Below are 25,245 nucleotides of genomic sequence, written 5' to 3'. Positions count from 1 at the left end.
GAGGTCCCCCACGCTCGTGGGGGACCTTTCTCCATGATCAGGTCATTCACTGGAGCGAGGTATGTACTTCACCGACAGGGGGATCGAGGAGCTCGTCGAGCGCCGCGGCGAGGAGGAGGTCAGCGTGGGCTGGCTCGCGGAGCGGCTGCGCGAGTTCGTGGACCTCAACCCCGAGTTCGAGGTGCCCGTCGAGCGGCTGGCCACCTGGCTCGCCCGCCTCGACGAGGACGACTGACGAGGACGGTCGGCGGAAACGACCGCGACGACGGCCGGCGAGAGCGGTTCGGAGCGAGAGTCGGACTCCGGGACAAACGCGATACATCTTGACTTCGCGCAAACGAGATATATCTTGTTTGTGGATGGTTCGTTCGCGCGGGTGCCGCCCGCGCGGACGCAGGACTTCGCGTGGAAGGGCCTGAGCGGTGCCCCAATGGACGATCGACTCTCCCGGACGGCTCACGTTCGAAGAGGTCGCCGCGCTCAACGTGCGCGTCGTAGCCGGTCGGCTGGCCGTGCTGGCCAGTGACGGCCCGCCGACCCTCGAAGTGACGGAGGTGGACGGCTCGCCGCTGGTGGTGACCCACGACGACGACGGCCGCCTGACGGTCGCGTACAAGGACCTGACGTGGGACGGGATCCTGGGCTGGTTACGCTCGGGACCCCGTAGGACCACACTGACGCTGACCGTGCCGAAGACGTGTCCCGTCCAGGCCGGGGTCGTCTCCGCCTCCGCCGTCGTAGCGGGCGTGGAGGGGATCACCGGCGTGAAGAGCGTGTCGGGGGAGATCGTCCTCGACGGCGTCAGCGGCGAGGTGCAGGCCGAGACGGTCTCGGGCTCGGTGGAGAGCCGGGGGCTGGCCGGCGACCTGTCCTTCTCCAGCGTCTCCGGCGACCTCACGGTGGCCGCGGGCCGGCCGCGGCGGCTGCGCGCGAACACGGTGTCCGGGCGCGTCACCGCCGACCTCGAACTGGCGCCCACCGGTCACGTCACGCTGCACAGCATGTCGGGCGCGATCGTCGTACGGCTGCCGCACGACGTGGACACCGACGTGTCCATCCGCTCGACCTCAGGCAGGATCGAGTCGGCCTTCCCCGAGTTGTACGCCACCTCGGCCCCGGGGGCCCGTTCGCTCAGCGGCCGGTTGGGCGGCGGCATGGCGTCCCTCTCGGCGACCACGGTGTCCGGCGCCGTCACCCTGCTCAGCGGCCACCCCGCGAGGCGAGAAGAGGAGAGAGCATGAGTCCGGTGTTCGGGCACGGCCGGTTGCGGCTGTACCTGCTGAAGCTCCTGGAGGAGAGCCCGCGGCACGGCTACGAGGTCATCCGGCTCCTGCAGGACCGTTTCCTCGGCGTCTACTCCCCCTCCCCCGGCACGATCTATCCCCGGCTGGCCCGGCTGGAGGACGAGGGCCTCGTCACCCACGAGGTCGTGAACGGCAAGAAGGTCTTCACGCTGACCGACAAGGGACGGGCCGAGCTGAACGACCGGATGGACGAGCTCGCCGACCTGGAGCAGGAGATCACCGCCTCGGTCCAGGACATCGCGCGCGAGGTGAAGGAGGACGTACGGCAGACCGTGCGTTCGCTGCGCGAGGAGCTCACCCAGATGGCCAGGGACATCGGCCACGACAACCGCGACCTCCGGCGTGAGCAGAAGGAGGAGTGGCGGCGGCAGCGTGACCAGGCCAGGGAGGAGTGGCGCAGGCAGAAGGAGGAGTGGCGCCGCCACAAGCGCCAATGGCAGGAGGAGGGCGAGCGCTGGCAGCACGAGTGGCGCCGCATCTGGGAGGAGTCCTGGGGGTTCGGCGGCGGCCGGCAGGGCGGCCACGACGTCGCGCTCAGCCGGATGCTGGCCGACTTCGTCGCCGACGTCCACCGGTCCTCCGCCGCGGGCGTGCCCGACGAGCGGGCCCTGGCCGAGTGCCGGGCCGCCCTCGACGAGGCCGCCGAGCGCATCCGCCGGGCGCTGCGTTCCTGAAGCCGTGAAACCGGCCGCTGAAACCGGCCGCTGAAACCGGACACTGAACCGGCCACTGAAACCGGACTCCGCCGCGCTCCAGTGCCGCCTCACGGCGCCCAGCGTGACCGGCAGCGGGAGGGCGGCGACGAGAGCGCCGCCCGGCCCGCGCGGGCGGCCGTCAGAGCGTGAAGACCACCTTGCCGAAGACCTCGCCGCGGTGCATGGCGGCGAAGCCCTCCTCCGCCTCCGCCAGGGGCAGCACCCGGTCGATCGCCGGCCGGACACCGGTCTGCTCCAGGAACACCGCGAGCCGCGCGAGCTGCTCGCGCGTCCCCATGGTGGATCCGATGATCGACTTCTGCAGGAAGTAGACCTGCGCGAGCTGCGTCGGGGCGACCATGCCGCTCGTCGCCCCGCAGGTGACGATCCGGCCACCCGGGCGCAGGGAGCTGAGCGAGTGCTTCCAGGTCGCCTCGCCGACCGTCTCCATGACGGCGTCCACCCGCTCGGGCAGCCGCGCGCCCGTCTCGAAGACCCGGTCGGCGCCGAGCGCGAGGGCCCGTTCCCGCTTGTCCTGGGAGCGGCTGGTCGCCCAGACCCGGAAGCCGCCGGCCCGGCCGAGCGCGATGAGCGCGGTCGCCACGCCGCCACCGGCGCCCTGGACCAGGATGGTCGAGCCCGGCTCCAGCCCGGCCTTGTCGAAGATCATGCGGTAGGCGGTCAGCCAGGCCGTGGGCAGGCAGGCGGCCTCCTCGAAGGAGATCGCCGCGGGCTTGGGCACCAGGTTGCGGCGGGGCACGGCGACCTTCTCCGCGAACGTCCCGTCGTACTTCTCCGACAGCAGCGAACGCGCCGGGTCGAGGGTCTCGTCGCCGTCGACCGGCGTGCCGATGACGGAGTGGACGATGACCTCGTTGCCGTCCTCGTCCACCCCCGCCGCGTCGCAGCCGAGCACGATCGGCAGCCGGTCCTGGCTGATCCCCACGCCCTTGAGGGTCCACAGGTCGTGGTGGTTGAGCGCGGCGGCCCGGACCGTGACGGTCGTCCATCCCTCCGGTACGGCGGGCTCGGGGTGCTCCCCGAGCGTCAGGCCCTTGATCGGGTCGTCCGGATCGGTCTGTGTGGCGATGACGGCGAACATGCCAGAACATTACTCCGGCCGTCGCGCCGGCTCCGGACGACCCCCGCACGGCTCGCCGCCGGCGTCTTTGATACTCAGGGATATCAGTGGGAACAGAGCGGCGGAAATCAAACAAGACCCGTCAAGAATGGCCGTAAACCCGATGACGCCGCGAGGCGACTCCCCATCGACACAGCGCCACGACCTGGCACTACGGCAGCCATAACCAACCGCTATGGATAACAGATAGGGCAAAGTGCCGATTGTTCTGGTTATATCCACGACATTTCGCAAGATCCGGTCATTAATCTCGGAGCGTTTTCCTGAGGAATGGGACGCACCCTCACCGTCCCAGGGAAAGGAGCTCCATGATCCCCCGAGCACGGCGTCTGGCCGTTCCCCTCACCGGCGCGCTCCTCGCGGCCGGCGTGGTCGGCGCCACCCCCGCCACCTCCTCGGCCTCCACGGCCGCGACCGGCACGACCGCGGCGATCGCGGCGGCAACGGCGGCACTGGCCGCCCCGGGCGACGTGACCACCAAGGCCGCGCCCCAGACGCCCGCCGAGGCGGCCGCCTTCTGGTCGCCGCAGCGGTTGCGGGCGGCCAAGGACTACACCGAGGAACTCGGCAACTCCGTCAAGGGCTTCGGCAGGGCCGGCGACGCCACCCCGGACGGCAAGGCGGGCACGGTCCCGCCGGCCGGCGCCGCCACGAGCGGGGCCGGCGGTTCCGGCAAGATCAGCAGGCAGGTCAACCTGCCCCGCACCGTCGGCCGCGTGTTCTTCACCCTGCCGGGCAGGAACCCCCTGGACCCGAAGAGCTGGAAATACTGCTCCGGCACCTCCGTACAGGGCCACTACCGCAACGTCGTCGCGACGGCCGGGCACTGCGTCTACGACCCGGTGACCGACCAGTTCTACGACAACTGGGTGTTCATCCCGTCCTACTGGGACGGGGACCAGGCATGGGAGGGAAAGGCGCCGTACGGCATCTACCCGGCGAAGTGGTTCCAGACGCACGACGATTTCGTGGTCAGGGAGGACTACGACTACGACTACGCGTTCGTGAACGTGTCGTCGGGATTCACGCTCACACCCAAGAAGGACGGGGACGTCACCCACTACGTACGCACCCCGGCGGGCCGTCTCGGCGACAACGTGGGCGGCCAGGGCTTCACCTGGAACCGCAGCACCAAGGTCAAGGTGTTCGCGTTCGGCTATCCCGCCGGGCCGCACCCCGACGGCGACCGCCCCTTCACGGGGCGGACCATGAAGTGGTGCTACGGCCGGACGGCTCCGATGCCGGCCGTGCCGAAGTACAACATTCAGGAGCACCTCGGGATCCCCTGCGGCATGACCTCCGGCGCCAGCGGCGGCCCCTGGCTGACGGGCTACAAGAGCGCGACCCGCACGGGCTACCTGAACGGCATCAGCAGCGTGGCGTGGGACAGCGACGGCAACGACCGGTACGACCGGATCTCCTCGCCGTACTTCAACGGCGAGACCTACGACGTCTACAAGGTGGCCGCCAACCGGTGGACACAGTGAAAGTGGCGGCGCGGACCTGACCGCACGGCCATTCGGTCAGCAGGGGGCCCGGCGGACGTCCCGCCGGGCCCCTGGTGTCACAGCTACTCGGCGCACCTTTACGTTCCCTGTACGCCGCGTGCGGTCGACTGTCCCTGTCAGAAGTCGAACAGCGCCCCAGCGGCCGACCGCTTCTCACAGTCGTTGCCGAAGGTGCGCCGGAACTGGAAGTACTTCCCGTCCCAGATGCCGCTGGCGGTGACCGTGACAGGTGCGTAGATCATCGTGCAGGGCTCGGTCGCGTTCACCCGAAGAGCGCCCGGGTCGACGCCCGTCCTGTTCAGCCACGCGCACGCCTTCTCCGGCGAAGGGTGCGAGCCGCCGACCGGAGCGCAGTTCAGGAAGACCGACCGCGCCGTCGGCTCCGCCTGCTCGCCGTTCGCGACGGTCAGGATCACCGCTCGCACCTGGGAGGCGGGCGGGCGGGACGCCCGCAGGGCGACCTCGGGCGGCGGCGGAGCCGGCAAGGTGTCCGCCCGTGCCGGGACGTTCGTCCCGGCGTCACCGGAGGCACCCGGTTGGGCCCACGCCTGGGCAGAGGGGCCGGCGGCCAGCGCCGCACCGGCCAGTAGGACAAGCAGCGGTTTCATGCGATCCCCCCGTTTCCGCTGGTGACCAGCGTTCTCACGGGAGACCCGCAGAGCAAGCGTCCACTCCGGACCCCAGCGGAAACTTCACGTACCACAGACCACATCGGTTCCGCTCGATTCATAACGAGCTGGACAAGAAGGTGTGCCACAACCGTATGGATCTGGAAAAATCACCCCTTACAGTCCATATCTCCGCCCTGAGAGGCTCACGGTGACCAGGAAGCTGACACTCGCCGTCGGTGGCGTCGCCGCTGCCGCGAGTGTGGTCGCCGTGCTGGGGAGTCAGGGACCGGCCGTTCCGGCGACCGTCGCGTCCCGCCCGGCCACGACGACGGTCTCCGCCGTGACCGGCGTCGACAAGAACGGGGTCAGCGCCTTCCCCCTCGCCCCCAGCCAGGCGGACGAGCAGCGGGTGGCGGAGTACTGGAGCCCGGAACGGCTCAAGCAGGCGAGCAGCTACGTGCCGAGCACGAAGCCGTCGCCTTCGACCAGGAGCACGACCTCCGCGGCGGAGGTGGGCCCGGGGGACACGAAGCCGCGCACCGGGGCGCCGCGCGCCGCGACACCCCCGCCCGTGGCCTCCCCGCCGATGGTGGGCAAGGTGTTCTTCAAGGTCGGCGACAAGGAGTACTGGTGCTCCGCCTCCGCGGTGCACTCCTCCCACCACAACCTCGTCGCCACCGCCGGGCACTGCGCGTACGCGCTGTCGCAGGACAAGCCGGTGGAGAACTGGGTCTTCATCCCCGGCTACCACGACGGCGTGGCCCCCTCCGGCATCTTCGTCGGCCACACGCTCTACATGCAGGAGGACTTCGCCGGCCAGGGCGACTTCGACCGCGACTACGCCTTCGTGACCGTGCACCGCGGCTTCTCCTGGCAGCCGTACGTGGAGAACGGCAGGCTCAAGTACCGCTCCGTCGACGTGGGCCGCCTGGAGGACAAGGCCGGCGCCTTCCGCTTCGCCTCCGGCAAGCCGCTCGGACGACCGACCTACGTCTTCGGCTACCCCGCGGGGGCCAACCCCGACGGCAGCCGCCCGTACACCGGTCAGACGGTGAAGTCCTGCGAGGGCACCACCGAGAAGAAGTTCGTCAGCGCGCCGACCTGGCAGCTCGAACACGGGGTGCGGCTGCCGGGCTGCCCGTTCACCGCCGGCGCGAGCGGCGGCCCGTGGGTGATCGGCTACAACGCCGCCACGCGGACCGGCTACCTCACCGGGATCACCAGCCTGACCTGGAACCTCAGCGGCGGCGGGCGTCTCGACGCCGTCTCCACGCCCTACTTCAACCAGTTGACGCAGCGGGTGTACACCCAGGCGAGCAAGCAGCGCACGGGCTGATCGCTCCCCACCCGGCGAGCCCCCAATGTGATTTACGTCACATCGCCATCCCCGCCCCGGCTGCACCCAGTGCTCGATTTGACACGGAAGGCGTCCGAGAGGACCTGCACTGATCTTCCGGTGCGCCCTCGATCTTGACAAGCACTGTTGAGGATCACGGAAAAGTAACGTGAGCGACGGGCCTGAAAGCACGTAAAACACGGATAAAAGCGAGAGGTACTGTCTTTACTAGCCCTTTACTGACGGGTGGGACGCATGTGGCGTGCCACGACAGCACCTGGAGATTCATGAACACGCGAGTCAAGCGCCTGATCCTCCCCATCGGGGGCGTGGCCGTCGCCGCCCTCGTCGGGACCACGATGGCGGTCCCGGCTCAGGCCGCCGGTGACACGGCCCACGACACGCTGGCCGGCAGCGGCCTCGCCGCGAAGAACGTCATCGCCTACTGGCTCAACCAGAAGGCCAGCAACCTGGTCAACGCCACCCCGTACGGGTACGAGAGCCAGGTCAGCGCCAAGCACATCTCGACCGGCGGGCCGTCCGCCGACAGCAAGCCCGGCACCGTCCCGGCCACCGGCGGCGGGAAGTCCGGCGGCACCCTGAAGAACGTGAACCTGCCGCGCACCACCGGCAAGGTCTTCTTCCGCGGGGCCGACCACCGGCCGCACTGGTGCAGCGCGACCTCCGTCCAGTCGAAGTACGGCAACCTGGTCGCCACAGCCGGGCACTGCGTCTACGACACCAAGTCGAACCGGGCCACCATGGACCGCTGGGTCTTCATCCCCGGCTACTACCAGGGCAAGGCGCCGTGGGGCATCTACGTCGGCAAGACGGCCTACACCCACTACGACTTCGACGTCTACGAGGACGGCGACCGCGACTACGCCTTCGTGACCGTCTACAACGGCATCAAGGCGGGGCGCGGCGGCGACCTGCGCAACGTCGCCGAGTGGAACTGGAAGCAGGTCGACAGGAAGACCTACCTCAGCTACGACCGCTTCATCCGCAGGAGCACGGGCGGCAAGTACTACGTCGTCAAGTTCACCGACGTCGGCCGGCTCGAGAGCAACGTCGGCGGGCAGGGCCTGGCCTACAACCAGAAGGTCGGCAGCTCGGTCTACGTGTTCGGCTACCCGAGCGGGTCGCACCCGGACGGCAACCACGCCTTCACCGGCCAGACCCTCAAGTGGTCGTACGGCAAGACCTTCGCCGCCAAGGCCCCCTCGGTCAAGGGCGAGGAGCTCGTGGGCGTCAAGTCGTCCTTCACCGGTGAGGGCTCCTCGGGCTCGTCGTGGCTGCTGAGGTACAGCAGCGCCAAGCGGCTCGGCTACCTCAACGGCGTGACCAGCGGCGTCTCCGACACCGACGGCAACCAGCGGATCGACACCAGTGTCTCCCCGTACTTCGACGGCGAGACCTACGGCGTCTACAAGGCCGCCGCCAACAACTGGTCCGGCTCCATCGCCTGACGGGCACCTCGGCGCCGGTCCGCGAGTGGCATGCTGAGTGGACGGCGATCACGAGGAGATGAGCGATGACCCACCCTTCCGGCACGCAGCCCGCCCTCCGGCGCACCCCCCTGACCACGGAGGAAAGGGCGCGTAGCGAGATCACCTTCTCGCAGCTCGTCACCGAACACCTCCTCACGCGAGGGCGGTTCAGGATCACCGCCGACAGCCCGGAAATGGTGGATCTGTGGCAGACGGTCGCCCGCAGGGTGGGTGAGACGCTGCGGCGGCCGGTGGTCAGCTACGCCAACGGCCGGGACATCCTCATCACCTTCGCCCAGGAGGCCCCGGGTCTCACCGCACAGGCCTGAGCACCCCCAGGAAGTGCCCCGCCGCGCCGCGGCGGGGCACTTCGGCGTCCCGGGGAGAACCAGGCGACGTCCGCGTTGTTTTCCCGACTTGATCCCCATCGCTGTATGTTCCTGGCAGCCCATTCACGTGTGGGGCGCGGGAGACGTTCCACAGCAAGGAGATCCGGTTGAAGCGCATCCTCCTCCCCCCGCTGTGGGGTGCGGCGGCGACGGCCGCGTTGCTCGTCGGCGGGACGGCGGTGCCCGCTCACGCCTACGAGATCACCGTGACGACGCCCCTCGTCTCCGGCGCGAAGGTGGCCTCCGTGATCGCCTACTGGCTCAGGGACGGCGGACGCCCCCTCGCGGCGGCGACACCCGCCTCCGCGCCGGCCGGGATCGACGCCACTCCCGTCACGGCCGAGGGCGGCGCTCCCGGCGGCGTACGGGGCGTGGTGCCCGCGTCGGCCGGAGTCAGACGCGCCGCCGGCTCGTCGAAGAACGTCAACCTGCCGAGGACGACGGGCAAGGTCTTCTTCGTCGGCTCTGACGGCCGCCCCCACTGGTGCGTGGGCACGTCCGTGCAGTCCGACCACCGCGATCTCGTGGCGACGGCCGGGCACTGCGTGTACGCGACAAGGCCCGCGACGGGAGAGTTCACCGCGACGCCCTACCGATACTGGATCTTCATTCCGGGATACGCCGGCGGCGGCACGCCCTGGGGCGTCTATGCCGGCGACCGTGCCTTCGCCCACAGCGACTTCACCAGGTATGGCGACCTGGACCGCGACTACGCGTTCGTCAGCGTCCACACCGGCGTGCTGCCCAGGCACGTCACGCTGCGGGACGCGGCGCAGTACGCGGCGTTCTCCGCCGGGCCGAAGTACCGCACGGCCACCGGCTACACCGGCCTCAGGCTGCTTTCCGCGGGGCGTCTCGGCGACAAGGTCGGCGGACAGGGCCTCGCCTACAACCTGCCGGTCGACCGCCCGCTCGCGATCTTCGGCTATCCGATGGGGACCGCCGAGGGCCCCGCGAACGGGCGCACCCGGCTCACCCGTGCGTACGGCAAGCCCTTCCTGGCCCAGGACCTGTCCAGGAGGGCGAACGAACTGGTCGCCGTCCGCTCGGCCTTCACCGCCGCCTCCGGGTCGCCGTGGCTGGCCGCCTACCGCGGCGTACGTGGTCTGGGATACCTGAACGGCCTGACGATCGGCCTCTCCGGCCCGGGGACCGGCCTGTCGCCCTACTTCGACGGAGAACTGTTCCAGGTCTACAACGCGGCCCGGCGCGCGGGCTGACGGTCGGCGTCCCGGCGTCCGCTCAGACGCCGACCGCCTCCCTGCTCACGCTCTGCCTGCCCACGCCTTCCCTGTCCCCCGCGCGGCCCCGGCCGCGCTCCAGCAGCTCCGCCACCCGCGGTTCCGCGGCGTACGGCGCGAACCGGCGGCACATGTCCGCCACGTACGTCCGGGTGCGCGCCGACTGGATGTTCTCGGCCAGATCGAGGGCCGACGACGCCGCCTGGCACGCCTCCTCCAGTTCGCCCTCCTGGATGAGCGCCGTGGCGAGCAGCGAGAGATTGAACATCTTGCCGCGCACATAACGCCCGTCCATCACCAGCGAGCGCCGGGCCTGCCGTACGGCCCGCGCCCCGTCGCCGAGGTCGCGCAGGCAGTGGGCCGACTTCGCGGCCAGGTAGGCCTCGTCGAAGTAGCCGATCCAGCCGGGCTCGTTCTGGGGCTTGCGCCGGTCGAAGGCGACCTCCGCCTCGTGCAGCGCGCCGCCGCACGCCGTGCGCTCCCCGAGCAGGGCCAGGGCGTGCGCCTCCAGCACCCGGGCCTCGGCCAGCAACGTGCCGACTCCCGAGCGCCGGGCCGCCGCGACGGCCGCCCTGGCCAGCTCCAGCCCGTGCCGGGGATGCCCGATGTAGACGGCCTGGTGGCTCATCCCGGCCAGGATCTCGCCGCACAGGGCGTGGTCGCCCGCGCCGCGCGCCAGACCGAGCGCCTGGATCAGGTAGCGCTGGGCCAGCCCGTGCTGCTCCAGGTCGTAGGCCATCCATCCCGCCAGCCGGGTCAGCTCGGCCGCCGCGGTCGCCAGGGAGCGCCCGGTGGCCTCGCCGTACGCGCCCTCGCGCAGCAGCGGCGTCACGGCGGTGTGCAGGTAGCGCACGACCGGGCCGCGGATGCTGCCGCCGCCGAACCGGTTGTCCAGCTCCCCGAACGACCGGGTGACCTCGCGTATCGCGGCCACGTCGGAGGGCCCGACCCGGCGCGGCCCGTTCGCGGAGAGCCGCTCCCCGTCGGGGGCCGCCAGCCAGCGGACGATGCCCGCCGAACCCGCTCCCAGGGCGAAGGTGGAGTCGAGCAGGAACCTGCGCCGCTCGACGTCGGCCCTCCACAGTGCTGTCACGCTTGCCACACCCTCCTCCCACGAATGGGGGAACTCCTGTCCCAGGTCGGCAGGGACCGTTCCGCGCGGCATGCCGATGTCCTCCCTGGACACCTGCCGCCCCAACCGCAGCGAGAAGATCTCGGCGAGCAGGCCGGGAACCGGTTCGCGCGGGCGGCGGCCGCCGATCCAGCGCAGCACGGAACCGTGGTCGTACCGCATTCCCAGCAGCCCCCGGGCCGAGCCGAGACCGTTGAGCCGGCGGGCCAGGCCCTTGCGGGACAGTCCGGCTTCGGTGAGGTGCTGCTGGAGCAGGCGGTTGGGGTCACGTCGCATCGCTCTCCAACCGGGGACAGGCAATAGCCGAGTTGGTTACGGAGAGCTTTCTTTATAGCACTAACCGTGAGGACCTAAAGGGATTCCCAAATGTTTGACGGCACCGGCAAGGAGACCGACAAGGAAAGACGAAGGGCCGCGTACCGCGCTCGTCACGCGGTGCGCGGCCCTTCCGGGTCCGTGCCTACTACGTCCGTGCCTGCTACGTCCGTGCCTGCTACGTCCGTGCCTGCTACGTCCGTGCCTGCCGGAGGGCGGCTACTTGCGGGCGACACCGTCCTCCCGGGCCTGCCGGGCGACGGCGGCGATCACCGCGGGGGCGACCCGGGCGTCGAACGGCGAGGGGATGACGTAGTTCTCCGCGACGTCGTCCCCGACCACGGCCGCCAGCGCGTCCGCGGCCGCCACCTTCATGTTCTCCGTGATCGTCGTGGCACGGACGTCGAGCGCGCCGCGGAAGACCCCGGGGAAGGCCAGCACGTTGTTGATCTGGTTGGGGTAGTCGGACCGGCCGGTGGCCACCACCCGGGCGTGCCGGCCCGCCACCGCGGGGTCCACCTCCGGGTTGGGGTTGGACAGCGCGAACACGATCGAGTCCGCCGCCATCGCCGCGATGGCCTGCTCGGAGACCGTCGACCCGGACAGGCCGACGAACACGTCGGCGCCGGCGAGCGCCTGCTCGGTCGACCCGGACAGGCCGGCCCTGTTGGTGTCGCGGGCCAGCGCCCGCTTGACCGGGTTCAGGTCCTCGCGGCCGCCGTGGATGACGCCCTTCGAGTCGGAGACCGCGATGTCGCCGATGCCGGCGTTCAGCAGGATCCGCGAGACCGCGACCCCGGAGGCGCCGGCGCCGGCCACCACCGCGCGCAGGTCACCGAGGGATCGCCCGGTGAGGCGGGCCGCGTTGCGCAGCGCGGCGAGGACCACGATCGCCGTGCCGTGCTGGTCGTCGTGGAAGACGGGGATGTCGAGAAGCGCGCGCAGGCGCTCCTCCACCTCGAAGCAGCGGGGGGCGCTGATGTCCTCCAGGTTGATGCCGCCGAACGACGGCGCGAGCCTGACCACGGTCTCGACGATCGCGTCCACGTCGGTGCAGTCGATGCAGATCGGCACGGCGTCGACGTCGGCGAACTGCTTGAACAGCAGGGCCTTGCCCTCCATCACGGGCATGGCCGCGGCCGGCCCGATGTCGCCGAGCCCCAGGACGGCGGTGCCGTCGGAGACCACGGCCACGACGTTGGAGACCCAGGTGTAGTCGTTGACCAGGTCCGGGTTGTCGGCGATGGCGGTGCAGACGCGGGCGACCCCCGGCGTGTACGCGAGCGACAGGTCGTCGGCGTCGCGGACCGGGACGGTGGAGCGGACCTCCAGCTTGCCGCCGCGGTGCAGCGCGAAAGCGGGATCCAGGTCGAGAGATTCCAAGGAAACAGGTGTAACGGTCACAGCGACCCCAGTGTCGAAAGGACGAGTTCCTTCGGTAGACGCCGTCAAGAGAACGAGAGCCCTGGCTTCGGTAGCCGCCGGGGGCCGTCGTCGTTGACGGTCGTCTCTTGAGGGGGGTACGGGGGTCACCCGTTCCCTGATTGTGCCACACGAAGTGACAACCGCCCCTGCCCGATCGGGTCACATATCGTTGCACGATCAGGTGTTCCCCCAGGCCATCGGGCGTGTAATACTCGGCATTGCCAGTGATCTCTTACGTACTTGGGCGCCCCAGTGGACTTGACGTCTTACGCCGAGCTGGCCGTTCAGCTGGTCAACATGGGCGACGAACTCAAAAACCCCTTCTCCCTGCGCGCCCTGCTTGAGGAGACGGGCCGTACGGAGGCGGCCGCCCGCCTCACCCGGCGTGACATCGACGCGCTGTGCGAGCTGCGCGACGAGCTCGCGGAGGTCTTCGCGTCCGCCGCCGCGGGCGACGACGTGGACGTGGTCGAGCGGCTCAACGGGCTGCTGGTCCGCCACCCCGTGCATCCGCAGATCTCGGGGCACGACGGCCAGCCCTGGCACCTGCACCTGACCGAGGGCGGCCGGGTCGCCGACGCCCTCGCGGTCGGGTCGGTCATGGGCCTGGCCAGCGTCGTGACCCGGCTCGGCGTGGACCGGCTCGGCACCTGCCAGGCGACGCCGTGCCGCAACGCCTACCTCGACACCTCCTCCAACCGGTCGCGCCGCTACTGCTCCGAGCGGTGCGCCAGCCGGGCGAACGTGGCCGCCTACCGGGCGCGCAAGCGGGGCGCCTGACCCGGGCCGCCCGGAAGGGTGCGGTCAGGCGGCCGGCGCGGGGAAACGCAGCGTGGGCCGGGGCCAGTAACGCAGCACGACCCTCCCGACGACGTCCTCCTCCGGCACGGCGCCGAAGTCCCAGCTGTCGCGGCGCCCGGGGGCCGACTGGTTGTCGCTCTCCAGCCACCAGCCGTCGCCGGTGAGCCGGAAGGCCCGCTTGACGATCAGCCCGTGCGGCCGCCTCGCGACCACCACGTCGCCGGGGCGGACGGGGGCGCCGAGCCGTACCAGCAGCCAGTCTCCCGGCCGCAACGCGGGCAGCATCGAGTCGCCGGAGACACACACGGCGGTGAGCACATCCCCCTCCGCACAGTGATTTCGAGACGAGTAAGGTCGGTCCTGGAACAGTGCTGTCACCAGCATTCCTAAGGAAGGATTCCGATGCTCGCACGACTGCTGCGACCCCGGCACGAGGCGTCCGCCCACTGCGACCTGCCGTGCGGGGTCTACGACCCGGCGCAGGCCCGCATCGAGGCCGAGTCGGTGAAGGCGATCATTAAGAAGTACGCCGACAACGACGACCCGGTCTTCAGGACCCGGGCGCTGCTCATCAAGGAACAGCGGGCCGAGCTGGTCAAGCATCACCTGTGGGTGCTGTGGACCGACTACTTCAAGCCCCCGCACCTGGAGCAGTACCCCCAGCTTCACCAGCTCTTCTGGGACGCCACGAAGCTCGCCGGCGCCGCCGGTGCCAAGGGCACCGTCGACCCCGCCCTGGCCGACGACCTCCTCGCGAAGATCGACGAGATCGCCAAGATCTTCTGGGAGACCAAGGCCGCCTGAGCCCCGGGATCTCGGGCCCCGCACGGCCTCCACGGCCGCGCGGGGCCAGATCATCCCAAGGCCCATACAAACTCCATATTCGGTTGTACGGAATTTACGTGCAGTTACCTCCAAGGAACGCCACAATCAGCGCGTCCAGCCAGGGCAGCACCGCGCGAGTGGCGGTAGGTTGCAGTCAGCGGCACTCAGCCGGCTGAAGGGGCGAGGAGGAACGTGACCGAGGAAACCGAGACGCCTGCGGTGGATCTGACCGGGATTCGCGATGCTGTGAGTGTCCGGCTGCCCGCCGTGAGCGCCTACCTGTCCGTGCTGCGCACGGCAACCGCCGGGCTCGCCGCACGGCTCGACTTCACCCTCGACCAGATCGAGGACCTGCGCATCGCCGTCGACGAGGCGTGCGCCATGTTGCTGCGGCACGCCGTGCCCGGGACTGACCTCCTCGCGGAGTTCGAACTCACGGGCCAGGAGATGACGGTTCGCGTCGAGGTCAACACCCTCGGAGTCAGCTCGCCCAACCGGGAGGACTTCGCCTGGATGGTGCTGACCGCGCTGGCCGACGACGTGGACGCCATCTCCGACCACGCCGACCATCTGGCGATCGTGCTGCGTAAGCGCCGGAGCACGGCGAGGCCGTCGTGATGACGGAAAGGACGAGTGCGATGACCTCCGGCGACTCGGCGGTGCCGGACCGCGTACGCGCGCGCACACTCTTCGCCGAGCTGTCGGAGCTTCCGCCGGACGACCCGAGGCGCCAGCGCATCCGCGACGAGCTGGTCGAGCTCCACCTGCCGCTGGTGGAGTACCTGGCCCGCCGCTTCCGCAACCGGGGCGAGTGGCTCGACGACCTCACGCAGGTCGCCACGATCGGCCTGATCAAGTCGATCGACCGGTTCGACCTGGCACGCGGCGTGGAGTTCTCCACGTACGCCACCCCGACCATCGTCGGCGAGATCAAGCGGCACTTCCGCGACAAGGGCTGGGCGGTCCGGGTGCCGCGCCGGCTGCAGGAGCTGAAGCTCTCGCTCACCAAGGCGATAAGCGAGCTGTCGCAGCGGGAGAGCCGGGCGCCCACGGTCGCCGAGCTCGCCGCCCACCTGGGCATGAGCGAGGAGGAGGTCCTGGAGGGCCTGGAGTCGGCGAACGCCTACTCCACCGTGTCGCTCGACGCGCCGGACTCCGGCGACGACGACGCTCCCGCCGTGTCCGACTCGCTCGGCATCGTGGACGAGTCGCTGGAGGGCGTGGAATACCGCGAGTCGCTCAAGCCGCTGCTGGAGCGCCTGCCGCCGCGTGAGAAGCGGATCCTGCTGCTGCGTTTCTTCGGCAACATGACGCAGTCGCAGATCGCGACCGAGCTGGGGATCTCGCAGATGCACGTGTCCCGGCTGCTCGCCCGGACCCTGGCCCAGCTCCGCGAGGGCCTCACCGCCGAGGACTGATCGTCCGGCCCGGGCCGCCCGGGACGATCAGAGAAGGACGACCGCGACGCCGCGCTCCCCCCGGCGGCGCCCGGTCAGCAGCCGGTGCCTGCCCTGCGTCCGCTCGGTGTCCGCCCTGGTGCCGGTCTGCTCAGCGCGCGCCGTCCTCGCCCATGAGGGCGTGGGTGGAGGCCGGCGCGAGCAGCGCGACCAGGGCGACCGCAGCCGCGGCGATGAGCGGGATACCGAACGCGTACTGCGCCGACTGGATGAGGCTGATCGCCACCGGAAGCGCGAATATCTGCGTCACCACGGCCGGGCCGCGGCTCCATCGCAGCACCTGCCACACGCCCCAGCCCACCCAGAGCAGCAGGGCGCCGCCGAGCACGCCGAATCCGGCCACCGCGATGCTGGTGACCAGGTCGGTGGGTTTGCCGATCACGGTCTCGACGCCGACATAACCGCCCAAGGCGAGGGCGAGCAGGCCCTCCGCGGCCAGGACGGCGGCGGCCACGGTCAGGGTGCCGGGGCGGCCGACGGAACTGCTGATCACACCGCCCAACCCTACCCGCAGACATGTGCGCCTCATCGGGAGGGCGTCACCAGGCACGAGCGGTAAACCGTTCGTTAACCTTCAGGCATGCGGGCACTCCTCCTCGTCAATCCCAAGGCGACCTCGACGCACCGGCGTACCCGGGACGTGCTGATCCGGGCGCTCGGCGCCGCCGTCGACCTGTCGGTCGAGGAGACGGCCTACCGCGGCCACGCGACCGCGCTCGCGGCGACCGCGCACGCCAAGGGCTTCGACGCCGTGGCGGTCCTCGGCGGCGACGGCACGATCAACGAGACCGTCAACGGACTCCTGGACGCCCGGCCCGACGGCGGCGCGAGCGAGCGGCCCGCGCTCATCGTGATCCCCGGGGGCAGCGCCAACGTCTTCGCCCGCGCCCTCGGGCTGCCCAACAACCCGGTCGAGGCGACCGGCGCCGTGCTGGAGGCGCTACGCGAAGGGCGCCGCCGGACCATCGGTTTGGGACAGGCAATTTGGCATGACGAGGTTTCAGGTCCGGACCCGGGGGCAGATGCGCCACCTGACCAGCAAAGGTCCAGATATTTCACATTTTGCGCTGGGCTGGGATACGACGCCGAGGTCGTCCGAGCCGTGGAGGGCCTGCGGAGCGCGGGGCATCGCGCGCTGCCCGCTCTCTACGTGAACACGACGGTCCGCCACTTCTTCGTGACGGACCGCCGGCGGCCGGCGATCCGGCTGACGCGTCCCGGCCGGCCGACAGAGGATGGGATCTTCATGGCGATCGTGTCGAACACGTCGCCGTGGACGTACGCCGGCACACGTCCGATCAACCCGACGCCGTGGGCCGGTTTCGAGACGGGGCTCGACATGCTCGGGCTCCGGAACATGAGCCTGCCGACCGTGCTCGCGCTCGCGCGGCAGATCATCGGCGAACACCGGGGATTGCCACGCGGTAAACACCTCGTTCAGATCCATGACGAGGCCGAGTTCACCCTCCACGCCTCCCGCCCGGTCGCCTTCCAGCTCGACGGCGACTACCTGGGAGAACACGAGTGGGTGATCTTCCGCGCTATCCCGGACGCGTTACAAGTCCTCGTCTAGCCCGTTACATGTAGTCATAGTGTGACGCATCCGACAGCCACGACGGGCAAAACCTTGTCCCAAACCTCTTGTGTGGTGTTGGTACGGCTGAAAAGCTGAACTACGACGTCGGAACGTAGGACCTTTACGGAGACCACCGCCTCCGTGAGGAGCCCCGGCGATCACGCGGACGAGCCCGGCCCCCCACCCTGGATCCGGGTGATCGTTCGCAGCAGCTAGTGAAAGAGTTCACAAAGTTGACGGCCAGAGGAGCCACGGAGGCTCCACTTTACGAAGGAGTGGAACGCATGGACTGGCGCCACCGCGCTGCCTGCCGTGACGTGGACCCCGAACTGTTCTTCCCGATCGGGAACACTGGTCCGGCGCTCATGCAGATCGAAGAGGCCAAGCAGGTATGCCGGCGATGCACGGTCGCCGAGTCCTGTCTCAAGTGGGCCCTCGAGTCGGGTCAGGACGCCGGAGTCTGGGGCGGGCTCAGCGAGGATGAGCGTCGCGCCCTCAAGCGCCGTACGGCTCGCGCCCGCGCCCGCGCCGCCGTCTGACTCCCCCGCCGCACGCGAACGCCTTCGGTGAATGCCTGCCATGGCATTCACCGAGTCGCGGGGCATCGAAGCCCGGCCGGGACGGCCGCGTCGCCTCCCGCCCATAGGGCCGTCTGTCCACCAACGCATCGCGTCCACTATGGCATCCCCCACACGGGTCTCGCACAGCGGGACCCCCTGTGGGCCCAGCGCGATCCGGAGGCCCCGCGGGAGATCAGGCCGACTGCACCGGAATGCTGAGACTGACCTCGGTGCCCCCGCCCTCTCTCCCGGCCACACCCAGGCGGCCCGACAGCTCGCCCACGACCAGCGTACGGACGATCTGGAGCCCGAGGCTCCCGGTCGCGTCCAGGTCGAAGTCCTCGGGCAGGCCCTTGCCGTCGTCGGCCACCGTGAACTCCAGCCGGTCGGCGTCCCTGGAGACGACGACCTGGACGTTCCCGGAGGAGTGGGCGAACCCGTGCTCGACCGCGTTCTGCAGCAACTCGGTGAGCACCATGGCGATGGGGGTCGCGACCGCGGCGGGCAGCACGCCGAAGCTGCCGACCCGCTTGATCGCCACCTGCGCGAGCGCCACCTCGGCCGTCATCGCGATGACCCGGTCGGCGATGTCGTCGAACTCGACCATCTCCTCCGGCATCTGCGCGAGGATCTCGTGGACGATCGCGATCGAGCCGACCCGCCGTACGGCCTCGTTCAGCGCCTCCTGGCCCTCCGGGTTGTTCAGCCGGCGCGCCTGGAGCCGCAGCAGCGCAGCCACGGTCTGCAGGTTGTTCTTGACCCGGTGATGGATCTCGCGGATCGTCGCGTCCTTGGTGAGCAGCTCCCGCTCGCGCCGCCGCAGCTCGGTCACGTCGCGGATCAGCACCAGCGCCCCGATGCGGCCGCCACCGACGATCAGCGGGATCGCCCGTAGCTGCACGACCGTGCCGCCGTTCTCCACCTCGGTCTCCCGGGGGGCCCGCCCGCTGGCGACGAGCATCAGGTCCTCGTTGATCGGCTCGTCGGAGTAGCACAGGTCGGCGGTCGTCTTCCCCAGGTCCGCCCCCACGAGGTCGGCGTGCAAACCGAGCCTGCGGTAGGCCGACAGCGCGTTGGGCGAGGCGTAGGTGACCCGGCCTGCCTTATCCAGTCGGAGCAGGCCGTCGCCCACCCGGGGCGACCTGACCAGGATCGGCTCCTCCTCCGCAAAGGGGAACCTGCCCTCGGCCACCATCTGCGCCAGATCGGACGCGCTCTGCAGGTAGGTCAGCTCCAGGCGGGACGGAGTGCGCGCCGACGACAGGTTGGTCGAGCGTTGGATGACCCCGATGATCGGGCCGTCCTTGCCGCGCCGCACCGGGATCGTCTCCTCGCGCACCGGCACACCGCTGGACCAGTCGGGGTCGCCCTCCCGGCAGATCCGGTGCTCGGCCCAGGCCACGTCGATCAGCGGCCGCTCCCCGATGGCGATGGACATGCCCACGACGTCGTCGTGGTAGACGGTGGGACCGGTCGTGGGCCGCATCTGGGCCACCGCCACCCACCTCGTGCCGCCCTGGTCGGGAACCCACAGGATGAGGTCGGCGAACGACAGGTCGGCGAGCAGTTGCCAGTCCGAGACCAGCGAGTGGATCCAGTCGACGCCGGCGGAATCGAGTGCGGTGTGGCGCGACACCAGGTCGCTGAGAGTCGGCACGAGTGCATGATGCGCCGCCGTCCGGGTCGAAAGCGAATCGACCATCGCCACCTGGCAAGATGCACCTCATGACAGGGCCGTTGGACAGACTGCGCGCGGCCGCCGCCGAGCGGGAGGCGGCGGGCCTGCGCCGCACCCTGCGCCCGCGTACGCCCGACCACGACGGCCTGCTCGACCTGGCCTCCAACGACTACCTAGGGCTCTCCCGGGACGAGCGGCTCGTCGAGGCGGCCGTACGGGCCACCCGGGAGTGGGGCGCGGGCTCGACGGGCTCACGTCTGGTCACCGGCTCCACCCGGCTCCACGCAGAGCTGGAGGACCGGCTCGCCGCGTTCACCGGGGCGGCCCGGGCCCTGGTGTTCTCCTCGGGCTACCTCGCCAACCTCGCCGCGGTCGCCGCCCTCGGGCGGGGCGGCCTGGTCGTCTCGGACGCCGGCAACCACGCCTCGATCGTGGACGCCTGCCGGCTGTCGCGGTCGCGGATCGTGGTCACCCCGCACGGGGACGCGGAGGCGGTGGACAAGGCCCTGGCCGAGCGTGCCGAGGAGCACGCCCTCGTCGTCACCGACGCCGTCTTCTCCGTCGACGGCGACCTCGCGCCGCTGCGCGCCCTGCACGAGGCGGCCGTACGGCACGGCGCGCTGCTGGTGGTGGACGAGGCCCACGCGCTCGGCGTGGTGGGCGACCACGGCAGGGGCGCGGTGCACGCGGCGGGCCTCGCCGGGTGTGCCGACATTGTGAGAACCGTCACGTTGTCGAAGTCCCTGGGCTCCCAGGGCGGCGCCGTCCTCGGTGCCCCCGAGGTGATCGGCACGCTCGTGGACACCGGACGGTCGTTCATCTTCGACACCGGCCTCGCACCGGCCTGCGCCGGTGCCGCCATGGCCGCCCTCGATATCCTGGAAAGCACCGCTGACCTGCCCGGACGCGCCCGGCGGCGGGCCCGGGAGCTGGCCGCGCTGGCCCGCGAGCTCGGCCTGGAGACGACCGAGCCGGCGGCCGCCGTGGTGCCGGTCGTGCTCGGCTCGCCCAGGCTCGCCCTGTCAGCGGGAACCCTGTGTGCGGAACTCGGGGTCCGCGTGGGATGCTTCCGCCCACCATCGGTACCTCGGGGCCGGTCCTGTCTGCGGTTGACCGCGAGGGCCGATCTGAGGTCCGATGATCTCGCGGTGGTCCGGGGTGCGCTCACCGCTGTGGCCGAGTTGACGATGTTGCCTGAGTTGGGCGATGTGGCCGAGTTGAGGGTGGACAGGTGACGGAGCACAGCGAGGACTCTCCCCGGGTTCCGAAGTACTACGACGTGAAGCGCAGCCTTCTGGAGCTCACCAAGAGCCTGCCCGCGGGCAGCGCGCTCCCGCCCGAGCGCACTCTGGCGGTGCGCTTCGAGACCTCCCGGACGACGGTCCGGCAGGCGCTGTCGGAGCTCGTGGTCGAGGGGAGGCTGCTGCGCATCCAGGGCAAGGGCACGTTCGTCGCCCAGCCCAAGGTCGCCCAGGTCCTCCAGCTCACCTCCTACACGGGTGACCTGCGCACGGTCGGCCTGGAGCCGGACACCAAGATCCTCGACATCAGCTACATCACCGCCGACGAGGCGCTCGGACGGCGGCTGGCCATCAACCCCGGCGGCCGGGTCCTGCGGATCCACCGCCTGCGCCTGGCCAACGGCGAGCCGATGTCCATCGACACCACGCACCTGTCCGCCCGCCGGTTCCCCCGCCTGCGGCGCGAGCTGGAGGTGCACTCCTCGTTGTACGAGACCCTGCACAACGCCTACAACGTGCGGCTGACCGACGCCGAGGAGGTCATCGAGACCGTGCTCGCCACGCCGTACGACGCGCAGGTGCTGGGAGTGGACGTCGGCCTGCCCATGCTGCTGCTGACCCGGCACGCCTTTGACGCCGACGGCAACCCCGTCGAGTACGCCCAGTCGCTCTACCGCGGCGACCGCTACAAGTTCGTCACCCGCCTCCGCCGCCCCTGAAACACCGAGCGAGCCGAGGGGCGCGCCTCCGGCACGACATGGCGGATATAAGCGCCCCGCAGCGAAGCGGAAAACACAGAGCGAAGCGGGAAACACCGAGCGAGCCGAGGGGCGCGCCGCCAATCTGGACTGAGGAGCGCGCGGGAGCGAAGCGACCAGAGCGCGACGAGGGAAGATGGCGGATGTAAGCGCCCCGATGAGCGAAGCGGGAAACACAGTGAGCATTCTCGTTGTGACCGGGACGGACACCGGGGTCGGCAAGACGGTGGTGACGGCCGCGCTCGCCGTGCTGGCCAGAGAGCGGGGCGCGACGGTCGCGGTGGTGAAGCCGGCGCAGACCGGGGTGGCGGCCGGGGAGCCCGGGGACCTCGACGAGGTGATTCGCCTGTCGGGGGTGACGACGACCTTCGAGATGGCGCGCTATCCCGACCCGCTCTCCCCCGCCGCGGCGGCCCGGATCTCGGGCCTGCCGCCGCTGTCGCTCGCGTCGGCGGCGGCCCGGATCGAGGAGCTGGCCGAGTCGCACCGGCTGGTGCTCGTCGAGGGCGCCGGGGGCCTGCTGGTCCGCTACGACGAGGAGGGCGGCACGCTCGCGGACCTGGCGCGGCGGCTGCACGCCCCTGTCCTCGTGGTGGCGCGCGCGGCGCTGGGCACGCTCAACCACACGGCGCTGACGCTCGAGGCCATGGCGGGCCGGGGCCTCGACCTGGCGGGCGTGGTGATCGGGTCCTGGCCGGCCGATCCGGGGCTCGCCGAGCGGTCGAACGTCGCCGACCTGGAGATGCTCGCCGCCCGGCCGCTGTCGGGCGCGCTGCCGGAGGGCGCGGGCGCGCTCGGCCGGGAGGCGTTCGCCCGCGCCGCCCGCGCCGGACTGAGTCCCGCGCTCGGCGGCATGTTCGACCCGGCCGGATTCCGCTCGACCCTTAAGCTGCCCCTGTGACAGGAGTGCCGCCGAGGACCGACGGGAGTGCCGCGTGAAGACCGACATCCTGGAGATCGCCCGCGTGCGGGTTCTGGACGAGGGCAGGGGCCTCGACGCGGCTCAGGCGCTGGAGTGCCTGACGCTGCCGGACGAGCGCCTGCCCGACCTGCTCGCCCTGGCGCACGAGGTGCGGATGAAGTGGTGCGGTCCCGAGGTCGAGGTGGAGGGCATCGTCTCGCTCAAGACCGGCGGCTGCCCGGAGGACTGCCACTTCTGCTCGCAGTCCGGCCAGTTCTCCTCCCCGGTGCGCGCGGCCTGGCTCGACATCCCCTCGCTCGTCCGGGCGGCCGTCGAGACGGCCGCGACCGGGGCGACGGAGTTCTGCATCGTCGCGGCCGTACGCGGACCCGATCGGCGGCTGATGGACCAGGTCCGCGAGGGTGTCAAGGCGATCCGGGACGCGGTCGACATCAACGTGGCCTGCTCGCTCGGCATGCTCACCCAGGCGCAGGTGGACGAACTGGCCGATATGGGGGTCCACCGCTACAACCACAACCTGGAGACCGCCCGGTCGCACTTCCCCCGCGTGGTCACCACCCACACCTGGGAGGAGCGCTGGGACACCTGCCTCATGGTCCGGGAGGCGGGCATGGAGCTGTGCTGCGGTGGCATCGTCGGCATGGGAGAGACGCTGGAGCAGCGGGCCGAGTTCGCCGCCCAGCTCGGCGAGCTGGAGCCGGACGAGGTGCCGCTCAACTTCCTCAACCCCCGCCCTGGCACGCCGTTCGCGGACCAGCCCCTCGTCTCGGGCACCGAGGCGCTGAAGACGATCGGCACGTTCCGCCTCGCCCTGCCGCGCACGATCCTGCGGTACGCCGGGGGCCGCGAGCTGACCCTGGGCGACCTCGGCACGAGGGACGGCATGCTCGGCGGTATCAACGCGATCATCGTCGGCAACTACCTGACCACGCTGGGCCGCGCCCCCGAGCGCGACCTGGAGCTGCTCGCCGACCTCAAGATGCCCGTCAAGGCGCTCTCCCAGACCCTCTGAGGGCTCGGGAAGGACGATCGGCTGGAATCCCAGCCTGCGGGGGCGGAGTAGCCGCGACGACACCGGGCATCAGCGGGGGTGACCGACGTTCTCCTGTGGCTGGAGGGCATTGGCCGCCCATCTGTTCCGGTAAGTGACCGACTGGTAGGTTTCACTCTATGGAGTCCCCCAAACACGCAGGCGACATCGCCGTCGCCGTCTCCCAGGCCTACGGCGTGGACACGATGTTCACGCTGTCCGGTGGGCACGTCTTCCCCTTGTACGACGGGGCCGTCCACCAGAACATGCGCATCCTGGACGTGCGCCACGAGCAGAGCGCGGTGTTCGCGGCCGAGGCGACGGCCCGGCTGACCCGCAAGCCCGGCCTCGCCGTGCTCACGGCCGGCCCCGGTGTCACCAACGGCGTCTCGGGGGTCGCCACCGCCCATTTCAACGGCTCCCCGGTCGTCGTACTCGGCGGACGCGCCCCGCGCTCACGCTGGGGCTCCGGGGCCCTGCAGGAGATGGACCATCCGCCGCTGTTCGAGCCCATCACCAAGCTCGCCTTCACGGGATCGGGCGCGGACTCCATCGGGCAGGACGTCGAGATGGCCTTCCGGACCGCCCTGGCCCCGCATCGCGGCCCGGTGTTCCTGGACGTCCACATGGACGACCTGTTCTCCCCGTCGCCCGAGTACGTCTCGGAGACGCTGACCCCGTCGCCGCTTGAGCCCGACCCCGAGGCGCTCGCCGGCATCGCGGGACTGCTCGCCGAGGCCGAGCGCCCGGTGCTGGTGCTCGGCTCGGACGTGTGGATGGAGCGCGCCGAGGAGGCCGCGCGGGACTTCGCCGAGGAGTGGCGCTTGCCCGTCGTCCCCAACGGCCAGGGCCGGGGGATCCTGCCGGCCGGGCACGAACTGCTGGTCACCCGCGCCCGGAGCGTCGCCTTCGGCCAGGCCGACCTCGTCATCGTGGTCGGCACGCCGCTCGACTTCCGCCTCGCGTACGGCTGGTTCGGCGGCAAGGAGGGCGCACCGCTCGCCAGGGTCGTCCACATCGCCGACGCGCCCTCCCAGCTCGCCACGCACACCGGCCTGTCCGGCTCGGCCGCCGGCGACTTGTCGGTCGTCTTCTGGGGACTGTCCGCGGCCTGCGGGACCGCCGGGGTGAACCCCAAGGCGTACGAGCCGTGGGTGAGCAGGCTGAGCGAGGCCGCGGCGGCGGCGACCGCCGGGGACGCGGCCCTGCTGGAGTCGGACGCCGACCCGATCCACCCGATGCGCATCTACGGCGAGCTGAACAAGGTGCTCGCCGACGACGCGGTCGTCATCGGCGACGGCGGCGACTTCGTCTCCTACGCCGGCAAGTACGTCGAGCCGCGCCGGCCGGGCAACTGGCTCGACCCCGGCCCGTACGGCTGTCTCGGCACCGGGCTCGGCTACTCCATCGCCGCACGTCTGGCGAGGCCGTCGTCGCAGGTCGTGCTGCTGCTCGGCGACGGCGCGGCGGGCTTTTCGCTGATGGACGTCGACACGCTGGTCCGCCACCGCCTGCCGGTCGTCATGATCTGCGGCAACAACGGCATGTGGGGCCTGGAGAAGCACCCCATGCAGATGCTGTACGGCTACGACGTGGCGGCCGAGCTCCAGCCGCAGTGCCGCTACGACCAGGTCGTCACGGCGCTCGGCGGCGGCGGGGAGCTCGTCACGTCGCCGGCGGAGATCGGCCCGGCGCTGCGCCGCGCCTTCGACTCCGGCGTGCCCTACCTGGTGAACATCGCCACCGACCCGGCGATCGCCTACCCGCGCAACACGACCGGAGTGTGACCGCCGGCGGAGCCCCGCGTACG

The 25,245-nt window shown here is 70.7% G+C and carries 26 protein-coding genes; 19 read left to right on the top strand and 7 right to left on the bottom strand.

Features of this window, described 5'->3' with window-relative positions; genetic code table 11:
- Positions 1–61 precede the first annotated feature (61 nt).
- The 3 genes from Msi02_RS33655 to Msi02_RS33645 all read left to right on the top strand — a co-directional run bounded on the left by Msi02_RS33655 (position 62) and on the right by Msi02_RS33645 (position 1,978).
- Complete coding sequence (locus Msi02_RS33655) at positions 62–235, top strand: DUF6104 family protein (RefSeq protein ID WP_167530605.1); 174 nt, start codon at positions 62–64, stop codon at positions 233–235.
- A 187-nt stretch (positions 236–422) separates the two neighbouring features.
- On the top strand, positions 423–1,241 hold the full coding sequence (locus tag Msi02_RS33650) for a DUF4097 family beta strand repeat-containing protein (RefSeq protein WP_204051896.1): 819 nt from the start codon (positions 423–425) through the stop codon (positions 1,239–1,241).
- A complete protein-coding gene (locus Msi02_RS33645; protein ID WP_204051895.1) occupies positions 1,238–1,978 on the top strand; it encodes a helix-turn-helix transcriptional regulator in 741 nt (246 codons plus the stop codon). Before Msi02_RS33650 ends, Msi02_RS33645 begins: the two co-directional genes overlap by 4 nt.
- A gap of 160 nt (positions 1,979–2,138) precedes the next feature.
- Here Msi02_RS33645 and Msi02_RS33640 read toward each other — a convergent pair whose 3' ends face one another.
- Positions 2,139–3,101: a zinc-binding dehydrogenase gene (locus Msi02_RS33640; protein WP_204051894.1), complete on the bottom strand. Its 963-nt coding sequence runs from the start codon at positions 3,099–3,101 to the stop codon at positions 2,139–2,141.
- 347 nt (positions 3,102–3,448) lie between these two features.
- On the opposite strand from Msi02_RS33640, the gene Msi02_RS33635 reads away from it, so the two are divergent.
- Positions 3,449–4,627, top strand: coding sequence for a trypsin-like serine peptidase (locus Msi02_RS33635; RefSeq protein WP_204051893.1), 1,179 nt, complete (start codon positions 3,449–3,451; stop codon positions 4,625–4,627).
- Positions 4,628–4,764: 137 nt separating this feature from the next.
- Here the strand turns inward: Msi02_RS33635 and Msi02_RS33630 are convergent, their stop codons facing one another.
- Positions 4,765–5,256, bottom strand: coding sequence for an SSI family serine proteinase inhibitor (locus Msi02_RS33630; RefSeq protein ID WP_204051892.1), 492 nt, complete (start codon positions 5,254–5,256; stop codon positions 4,765–4,767).
- A 211-nt stretch (positions 5,257–5,467) separates the two neighbouring features.
- Between Msi02_RS33630 and Msi02_RS33625 the strand changes: the two genes are divergently transcribed.
- From Msi02_RS33625 to Msi02_RS33610, 4 genes are all read left to right on the top strand, one after another.
- Positions 5,468–6,595 carry a trypsin-like serine peptidase gene (locus tag Msi02_RS33625; RefSeq protein ID WP_204051891.1) on the top strand — a complete coding sequence of 376 codons (1,128 nt, stop codon included), beginning with the start codon at positions 5,468–5,470 and terminating at the stop codon, positions 6,593–6,595.
- Positions 6,596–6,882: 287 nt separating this feature from the next.
- Complete coding sequence (locus Msi02_RS33620) at positions 6,883–8,064, top strand: trypsin-like serine peptidase (RefSeq protein WP_204051890.1); 1,182 nt, start codon at positions 6,883–6,885, stop codon at positions 8,062–8,064.
- A gap of 65 nt (positions 8,065–8,129) precedes the next feature.
- Entirely contained in the window at positions 8,130–8,414 is a 285-nt protein-coding gene (locus Msi02_RS33615) for a hypothetical protein (protein ID WP_204051889.1), read from the top strand.
- A gap of 167 nt (positions 8,415–8,581) precedes the next feature.
- Positions 8,582–9,694: a trypsin-like serine peptidase gene (locus Msi02_RS33610; protein WP_239108961.1), complete on the top strand. Its 1,113-nt coding sequence runs from the start codon at positions 8,582–8,584 to the stop codon at positions 9,692–9,694.
- 22 nt (positions 9,695–9,716) lie between these two features.
- Here the strand turns inward: Msi02_RS33610 and Msi02_RS33605 are convergent, their stop codons facing one another.
- The gene (locus Msi02_RS33605; RefSeq protein ID WP_204051888.1) at positions 9,717–11,123 is read right to left on the bottom strand and encodes an NsdA family TPR-like regulatory protein; all 1,407 of its coding nucleotides are present in this window, start codon (positions 11,121–11,123) and stop codon (positions 9,717–9,719) included.
- A gap of 258 nt (positions 11,124–11,381) precedes the next feature.
- Positions 11,382–12,545, bottom strand: coding sequence for an NAD(P)-dependent malic enzyme (locus Msi02_RS33600; protein ID WP_239108959.1), 1,164 nt, complete (start codon positions 12,543–12,545; stop codon positions 11,382–11,384).
- A gap of 294 nt (positions 12,546–12,839) precedes the next feature.
- Between Msi02_RS33600 and Msi02_RS33595 the strand changes: the two genes are divergently transcribed.
- Complete coding sequence (locus Msi02_RS33595) at positions 12,840–13,367, top strand: CGNR zinc finger domain-containing protein (RefSeq protein WP_079316289.1); 528 nt, start codon at positions 12,840–12,842, stop codon at positions 13,365–13,367.
- Between the two features lie 24 nt (positions 13,368–13,391).
- Here Msi02_RS33595 and Msi02_RS33590 read toward each other — a convergent pair whose 3' ends face one another.
- Positions 13,392–13,706, bottom strand: coding sequence for a S24 family peptidase (locus Msi02_RS33590; protein WP_239108958.1), 315 nt, complete (start codon positions 13,704–13,706; stop codon positions 13,392–13,394).
- Between the two features lie 84 nt (positions 13,707–13,790).
- Here Msi02_RS33590 and sodN point away from each other — a divergent pair, with 84 nt between their 5' ends.
- From sodN to Msi02_RS33575, 3 genes are all read left to right on the top strand, one after another.
- The gene (sodN, locus tag Msi02_RS33585; protein ID WP_079316288.1) at positions 13,791–14,192 is read left to right on the top strand and encodes a superoxide dismutase, Ni; all 402 of its coding nucleotides are present in this window, start codon (positions 13,791–13,793) and stop codon (positions 14,190–14,192) included.
- A gap of 213 nt (positions 14,193–14,405) precedes the next feature.
- Positions 14,406–14,831 carry an ATP-binding protein gene (locus tag Msi02_RS33580; protein WP_079316287.1) on the top strand — a complete coding sequence of 142 codons (426 nt, stop codon included), beginning with the start codon at positions 14,406–14,408 and terminating at the stop codon, positions 14,829–14,831.
- Entirely contained in the window at positions 14,831–15,631 is an 801-nt protein-coding gene (locus Msi02_RS33575) for an RNA polymerase sigma factor SigF (protein ID WP_139580371.1), read from the top strand. Before Msi02_RS33580 ends, Msi02_RS33575 begins: the two co-directional genes overlap by 1 nt.
- Before the next feature lie 130 nt (positions 15,632–15,761).
- Here Msi02_RS33575 and Msi02_RS33570 read toward each other — a convergent pair whose 3' ends face one another.
- Complete coding sequence (locus tag Msi02_RS33570; protein WP_239108957.1) at positions 15,762–16,163, bottom strand: hypothetical protein; 402 nt, start codon at positions 16,161–16,163, stop codon at positions 15,762–15,764.
- 87 nt (positions 16,164–16,250) lie between these two features.
- On the opposite strand from Msi02_RS33570, the gene Msi02_RS33565 reads away from it, so the two are divergent.
- Together Msi02_RS33565 and Msi02_RS33560 are read left to right on the top strand one after the other, a co-directional pair.
- Positions 16,251–17,243, top strand: coding sequence for a diacylglycerol/lipid kinase family protein (locus Msi02_RS33565; RefSeq protein ID WP_204051885.1), 993 nt, complete (start codon positions 16,251–16,253; stop codon positions 17,241–17,243).
- 287 nt (positions 17,244–17,530) lie between these two features.
- The gene (locus Msi02_RS33560) at positions 17,531–17,785 is read left to right on the top strand and encodes a WhiB family transcriptional regulator (protein ID WP_030511444.1); all 255 of its coding nucleotides are present in this window, start codon (positions 17,531–17,533) and stop codon (positions 17,783–17,785) included.
- Positions 17,786–17,999: 214 nt separating this feature from the next.
- Here Msi02_RS33560 and Msi02_RS33555 read toward each other — a convergent pair whose 3' ends face one another.
- Entirely contained in the window at positions 18,000–19,463 is a 1,464-nt protein-coding gene (locus tag Msi02_RS33555; protein ID WP_204051884.1) for a sensor histidine kinase, read from the bottom strand.
- Between the two features lie 68 nt (positions 19,464–19,531).
- Here Msi02_RS33555 and Msi02_RS33550 point away from each other — a divergent pair, with 68 nt between their 5' ends.
- The 5 genes from Msi02_RS33550 to Msi02_RS33530 all read left to right on the top strand — a co-directional run bounded on the left by Msi02_RS33550 (position 19,532) and on the right by Msi02_RS33530 (position 25,222).
- The gene (locus Msi02_RS33550; RefSeq protein WP_204051883.1) at positions 19,532–20,719 is read left to right on the top strand and encodes an 8-amino-7-oxononanoate synthase; all 1,188 of its coding nucleotides are present in this window, start codon (positions 19,532–19,534) and stop codon (positions 20,717–20,719) included.
- Positions 20,716–21,444 carry a GntR family transcriptional regulator gene (locus Msi02_RS33545; RefSeq protein WP_079316286.1) on the top strand — a complete coding sequence of 243 codons (729 nt, stop codon included), beginning with the start codon at positions 20,716–20,718 and terminating at the stop codon, positions 21,442–21,444. Before Msi02_RS33550 ends, Msi02_RS33545 begins: the two co-directional genes overlap by 4 nt.
- Before the next feature lie 217 nt (positions 21,445–21,661).
- A complete protein-coding gene (gene bioD, locus Msi02_RS33540) occupies positions 21,662–22,384 on the top strand; it encodes a dethiobiotin synthase (RefSeq protein ID WP_204051882.1) in 723 nt (240 codons plus the stop codon).
- 34 nt (positions 22,385–22,418) lie between these two features.
- Positions 22,419–23,417 (top strand): biotin synthase BioB, encoded by a 999-nt coding sequence (bioB, locus tag Msi02_RS33535; RefSeq protein WP_204051881.1) that lies wholly within the window; start codon positions 22,419–22,421, stop codon positions 23,415–23,417.
- A gap of 158 nt (positions 23,418–23,575) precedes the next feature.
- Positions 23,576–25,222 carry an acetolactate synthase gene (locus Msi02_RS33530; protein ID WP_204051880.1) on the top strand — a complete coding sequence of 549 codons (1,647 nt, stop codon included), beginning with the start codon at positions 23,576–23,578 and terminating at the stop codon, positions 25,220–25,222.
- The last annotated feature ends 23 nt before the right edge of the window (positions 25,223–25,245 follow it).

It is taken from the genome of Microbispora siamensis (assembly GCF_016863095.1).
In the GTDB taxonomy this organism is placed as follows: Bacteria; Actinomycetota; Actinomycetes; order Streptosporangiales; family Streptosporangiaceae; genus Microbispora; species Microbispora siamensis.
This window is presented reverse-complemented; position numbering and strand designations above follow the sequence as displayed.